The 5,792-nt window shown below is 64.6% G+C and carries 5 protein-coding genes; 1 reads left to right on the top strand and 4 read right to left on the bottom strand.

Going from position 1 to position 5,792, the window contains the following annotated elements; all coding sequences use genetic code 11:
• Window positions 1-489: 489 nt before the first annotated feature.
• The 4 genes from JHD07_RS06630 to JHD07_RS06645 all read right to left on the bottom strand — a co-directional run bounded on the left by JHD07_RS06630 (window position 490) and on the right by JHD07_RS06645 (window position 4,411).
• Window positions 490-1,038, bottom strand: coding sequence for a dihydrofolate reductase (locus JHD07_RS06630; protein WP_291620267.1), 549 nt, complete (start codon window positions 1,036-1,038; stop codon window positions 490-492).
• 7 nt (window positions 1,039-1,045) lie between these two features.
• Window positions 1,046-2,068 (bottom strand): polysaccharide deacetylase family protein, encoded by a 1,023-nt coding sequence (locus JHD07_RS06635; protein WP_291620269.1) that lies wholly within the window; start codon window positions 2,066-2,068, stop codon window positions 1,046-1,048.
• Window positions 2,069-2,231: 163 nt separating this feature from the next.
• Entirely contained in the window at window positions 2,232-2,801 is a 570-nt protein-coding gene (locus JHD07_RS06640; RefSeq protein ID WP_291620271.1) for a glutathione peroxidase, read from the bottom strand.
• Window positions 2,802-2,890: 89 nt separating this feature from the next.
• Window positions 2,891-4,411, bottom strand: a complete 1,521-nt coding sequence (locus JHD07_RS06645; RefSeq protein ID WP_291620273.1) for a L,D-transpeptidase — start codon at window positions 4,409-4,411, stop codon at window positions 2,891-2,893.
• A gap of 208 nt (window positions 4,412-4,619) precedes the next feature.
• Between JHD07_RS06645 and JHD07_RS06650 the strand changes: the two genes are divergently transcribed.
• A complete protein-coding gene (locus tag JHD07_RS06650; protein ID WP_291620275.1) occupies window positions 4,620-5,168 on the top strand; it encodes a CreA family protein in 549 nt (182 codons plus the stop codon).
• Window positions 5,169-5,792 lie beyond the last annotated feature (624 nt).

Here is a 5,792-nt window from a genome sequence, read left to right on the forward strand (position 1 = left end):
GCCGAATGCCGGCAGCAGGGATGACATCGGGGCTGCATCGCCTTCCGGTCCGAAGGCATCGGTCGGATCTGTCGTCACGTCGTCGGTCATGGCTGGTCGTTGTCGCGTCTTGGTCGTCGAAGGCGGGCAGGGTTGGGGGCGATCGTAGCGGCTGCAGGTTCATATCCGCAGAAGCGGAAGGGTTCCTTCGCGCGAATCTGCCACCGACGCGGCGGCGCATTCGATCCCGGCAGCCCAGTCTTGCGCTTTTGTCTCAGTCTGTTGATGCCGTGTTTCTGAGTGCCGGGCTCGTATTGACGCAGTGTCATAGACATTGGCTATACGCCATCACCGCCGTCGGGGCTGATTGATGGTCTCGGCAAATAGGCTAGCCGGCTTTTTGCTGGCCGGCGGCGGGATCAATTTCAGGCGACACCCGAACAGGATATGCAGCGGTACTTTGATGCCGGTACTTTGCATGGGGTTGTTTTGCGATTTTGAATCGATGACTCACCGCCGCCACGGGGTGACGGTCACCTCATGCGCCGCGTCGAGGAGATACGGCGCGCCCGGAATCATCCCGTGCGACGCCAGCACCTCCTGAGGGGTGCGCTGGGGCACGTCGACGAAGCATCCTTCGCCGCCGGGCAGCCGCACATGCGGAGCCTGCGACAGCCAGAACGTGTCGTAGCGGTCCATGAACAGGTCGAACACGACCGGGCCCCCGATGACCGCGACCGTGCCGGATGCGACGTCCGCGAAGGCGCAGGCCGCATCGAAGCTGGCATGCTCCGGATTCCACAGCGTCGCGTTCGGCATCTCCGGATCGACGGTGAGGTCCCTGGTCTTGCGGGTCAGGATCAGCCGCTTGCGCTTGGGCGAGTTCGGCTGCTGCTCGTGCGAGTTGCGGCCGTGCACGATCAGCGCGGCACGATCGAGCGCTTGCTCGAAGAACAGCTTGTCGCCTTCGAACTTCAGGCTGTCGGGCATGACGCGACCCGCGTCGGCCAGCATGCCGTCCGCCGAGACGATGACGTAGCCTTCGAAGCGGAAAGACAATGGCCTTCTATTCGGAAACGGTCGTCACCACGGAATTGACCGGGCGCTGGCTCACCGTCGGCAGCTTGAGGTCCTTGAGCAGCTCCTGATCGTATTCCGGCAGCGTCGAGGCCGGGAACTTGGCGCGCATCGCCACCACCTTGTAGCCGCCGGCCTTCAGCCGCTTGAGCAGCTCGGGCAGGGCCTCCGCAGTGTGCTTCTGGAAGTCGTGCATCAGGATGATGCCCTTGCCCTTGGTGTCGAGCTTCTTCATCACGGTCTCGACGATCTTCTCGGGCTTGGATGCCTTGAAGTCGAACGAGTCGATGTCGCAGGAGAAGCTCGCGACATTGCGGTTGCCGAGATAGGTGACCATCTCCGGCGGATGCTGCAGCGCCGGGAAGCGGAAGAACGGCGCGGGCGAGACGCCGCCGAGCGCCCACTTCACTGCCGCAAAGCCCTTCTCGATCTCGTCCTTGCGCTGCGCTTCGGTGAGCTTCTTGTTGTTGAGGTTGGCGTGCGACCAGGTGTGGGCGCCGACGGTATGGCCGGCGGCGTAGACCTGCTTGAGGATCTCCGGCTCGTAAGTCGCGTGCTTGCCGATGATGAAGAAGATGCCGGTGGTGCATTCGTCCGCGAGCGCCTTCAGCACGGCGGGCGTGTTGCGCGGCCAGGGGCCGTCGTCGAAGGTCAGCACGACCTCCTTGTCGCGCAGGAAGTCGAGTTCCTTGAAATGCTCGAAGCCGAAGCCGGGACCGCCGGTGGTGTCGATCTCGACCGTGCGGGCGACGCCGAGTGCGCCCGGCGTGGTGCAGGCCGCGCGGGCCGGCTGCGGCGCCTGCTTGGGCGGAGGCGGATTGACGAAGCCCGCGGGGGCGGCGGCCGCCGCGGGAGGTGCAGGCGGGGCAGCGGCAGGAGCCGCCGCGGCGGGTGTTGCCGCCGGTGCGGCCTGCGTCGCGGCCGTGGGCTTTGCCGCAGTCTGCGACCATGCGGCGCCGGTCATCGCGACCGAAATCGCGCCTGCTAGAATCAGTCCTGCCGCCACACGCATCGTGATGTCCTCGAGATTGACCCCGTTGTTCCGCCGCGGCTTTTCGCCTGCGGCAAAACCGTCCTGCCCCAAACCATCCTAGCCTAGATGGTGGGCCATCGCCATTGCAACGGCTGTTTGACGGCCCGCCACAATTGTGCCCAGCCGGATGAGTGCGGCCGCATCAAGTGTCGGCCAGCGCCCTGGCAATGGCGGTCTTGACCCGGGTGTCAGCCGGCTCGATCGCGGAGGGAAAGACCTCGGCGATATAGCCATCGCGTCCGATCAGGTACTTGTGGAAGTTCCAGCGCGGAACGTCCTTGGGCCGGGCCTCGGCGGCCCATTTGTAGAATGGGTGTGCTCTCGCACCGACGACTGCGGCCTTGGCCGTCACCGGGAAGGTCACACCATATTGGTGGTGCGCGGTTGCCGTGATCTCGCTGGAGCCGCCCGGCTCCTGGGCGCCGAAATCGTTGGAGGGCACCCCGATCACGGTGAGGCCGCGCTCGCGAAACGCGGTCCAGATCTCCTGCAAGCCGGCGTATTGTGGCGTGTAGCCGCAGAGCGAGGCGGTGTTCACCACCAGCAGCGGCTTACCGGTGAAGGCGGCGAGGCGGATGTCCTCCCCGGACAAAGCGGGGAAGGAGAAGGCGTAGGCCGAGATCCTGCTCATCCCGCCGTCAGACCAGGCGCGCGTGACAGGCGCGAACGCACCAGCAAGAGAAAGGCTCAGTACGGTCCTGCGGCTCATCATGACGGCGTCCCCCGAAATGATCGGAGGTGCATGTTACCCTGCCGGTCCGATCAGCCGCGTCAACACCACGTTATCGAGGGGGCGAAGCGTCAATACAGGCGGACGATGAAGTCCGTGCCTTCGCCGGTCTCGCCCTGGTTGATCCCCTGGTCGGACACGATGATCGAACCGCCCGACGTCAGCATCTCGTTGATCCTCGCCATGGTGTCGGCCGGGACCGAGATGCGGTCGAGCGCTTCGGACGGGCTATTGGGCGTGACCAACGGCTTTGCGGCCACCGGGATCACGGCGGCGCCGCGCTCGCGGCGCGCCAGGCGGGCCTCGTCCTCCCGTGCCGCGGCACGGGCGGAGACGGGCAGCGACAGCACCGACCAGCGCAGCGCGTTGGAATCGGCCTTGTCGAGTTCGGCGGTGAACACATGCGTGCCGAGTGGCCGGTCGCTCTGCGCGATCGTGACGGGTACCTCGAACAGCGGCGCAAAATTCTGCCGCACGTAGAGCTTGGAATCCTTGCGGCTGATGAAGACGGCGATCTGGCCGGCGCGCTTGGGCGCCTCCAGCTTTGCCGCCGGCGCGGGATCGGCAGGGCGGCTCTCGTCCTTCTTCGCATCCGGCGAGGTGGCGAGCGCCGGTGCAACGGCCTGATTGGGCACCTTCGCGGGGTCCGCCGCCTGCGGCTTGACCGGCTCGGCCTTGTCCGCTGGCTTGTGGTCGTTCCCCGGCTTGGCCGTGTCAGATGCCTCGGCCGTCTTGGTCTTGTCGGCCGATGTGTCCTCGCGCGCGGGCGCATTGCCGGGGGTCACATCCGACATGACGGCGTGGCCGACGGATGTGCGCAGATCGAGCACGCTGTCGGCGCTGGCCGTCCTGGTCTCGACCGGCCTGGTTTCCGCGGCGCCCTTGTCGGCCTTGTCGCCGGCATTCGGTTGGGGCTGGAGACTCGCCATGGGCTGCGGCGGTACGCGCGTCGAGGCGAGCAGGGGATGGGAGAAGCTTTGCGGAGACACCTGGCCGGGGGCCACGATCACGCGCGCGCCCATGCGGGTCCAGTTCCACATCTTCATCGCGAACGACATCGGCATGCGGATGCAGCCATGCGAGGCCGGATAGCCCGGCAGAGCGCCGGCATGCATGGCGACGCCGGACCATGTGATCCGCTGCATGTACGGCATCGGCGCGCCGCTATAGAGGTTGGAGCGGTGGAATTTGTGCTTCTGGATGACGCTGAACACACCCATCGGCGTCGAGTGGCCCTTCATGCCGGTCGACACCGGGGATTCCGCGAACGTGCCGTTGCTGTCGTAGACCGTCACCTTCTGCCGGTCGATGGAGACGACGATGACCAGCGGCCCCTGCGGCTTGGCGCTGGCCTCCTTCTCGACGACGCTGTCTTTCTTGATTGCGGCGCCCCGCTTCGGCTGTTTCTGGCGCGGTATTTCGGGAAGCCGCTGCTGCCGGGCGTAATAGGATCCGTCGGAATAGTCCGTCCAATAATAATACGCCGCGTCTGCCTGGCTGGTCGCACCGATCGTACCCGCCGCCGCTAGGATGGCGGCCTGCCACAGCCGTGACGCCTTGGCAGAAGAACCCGACCCGTTCACGCTATTCATCCTCGAATCCATAATCCAAATCAGACGTTAGTCTCGCAAAGGGGATACGCGTTCACCAGCAGGGTGGTTCTGCCGTCAGCGACTTTTGTCCAAGACGTAGCAAAAAAGCCTCACAGAGCGGTAAACGGCGGCCGTGCCTGATCGTCCGCCGCCTTCCTCATCGCGACCAGCGTTCCTACATTGCGGGGACTTGCTACCGGAGAACTTCATGTCATCTCGTTTCCCCGGTCTTTCCGGCATCCGCCTGAAAGGCTTTGCTTTATTCTTCATCGCTCTGACCGCGCCAATGGCGCCGGCATCCGCCGCCGATGAGCCCGATCTGATCTTTCGCCGCTCCACTGTGTTCAAATGGATGAGCCCGAACGACAAGCTTGCGACTTATGGTCTCGACGATCCCGAGGTCGAGGGTGTCGCCTGTCATTTCACGGTGCCGGAGAAGGGCGGCTTCAAGGGCTGGCTCGGCCTCGCCGAGGAGGTTTCGGACATTTCGCTGGCCTGCCGCCAGATCGGCCCGGTCAAGTTCAAGCACAAGATGGAGCAGGGCGACGACATGTTCCGCCAGCGCCGATCGCTGTTCTTCAAGAAGATGCAGATCGTGCGCGGCTGCGACGCCAAGCGCAACGTGCTGGTCTACATGGTCTATTCGGACAGGCTGATCGAGGGCTCGCCGAAGAACTCGACATCGAGCGTGCCGATCATGCCGTGGGGAACGGCCGACGTGAACGTGCAGAAGTGCGGCGAGTTCTTCACGCAGTGAACGCGCTCACTCATTGACGATCGCGCGGCCTCGCAAGGTGCGAGCCGGTCAGGCGCACGAACATCTGCGGCGCGGCGTCAACGCCGCGGCGCGATTGCTGCGCCATTTCACCGGCGCTGCGGCGCATGGGTGGTCGCTCTCCGCGGTCCATCCGTGGATTATCATCGCGCGGCGTTGCGCGATTTCCCGCCGTCATGTGGCTATCCCTCACGTGAATGCGCCCGATGATGCGGGCGTCTCGGTTTCGATGGCTTGGGTCGCTGCCGAACTGCCCCCGGTTCGATAGCCCAGCCCTCGTTTGCCGTCACACTCATCAGAAAAACGTAAAATGCGTGTGAAGCGTTCGCGGCAGCGGCATGACGGCGCCTGCGCAATGTGCACGTCCGCGCTGGTACCGGAACTTGGCAGGCCACTTTGACCTGCTGCGCGACCTACCTGAAATATCTAACATTTTCGGAGAATTGTTTCGTCCTCGCGAGCCGGACGAAACAAATCTCGCGAGGACGAAACCATTTTCGGCTTTTGGCGCATCACGCCCGACACCGCCGATGGTTATCAGCCTCATAACGACGATGGCGCAACGCCGGCACCCACATCGTCCTAGTGACAGGACCACCAAGCGCA

It is taken from the genome of Bradyrhizobium sp., from assembly GCF_016462955.1.
Lineage (GTDB): Bacteria > Pseudomonadota > Alphaproteobacteria > Rhizobiales > Xanthobacteraceae > Bradyrhizobium.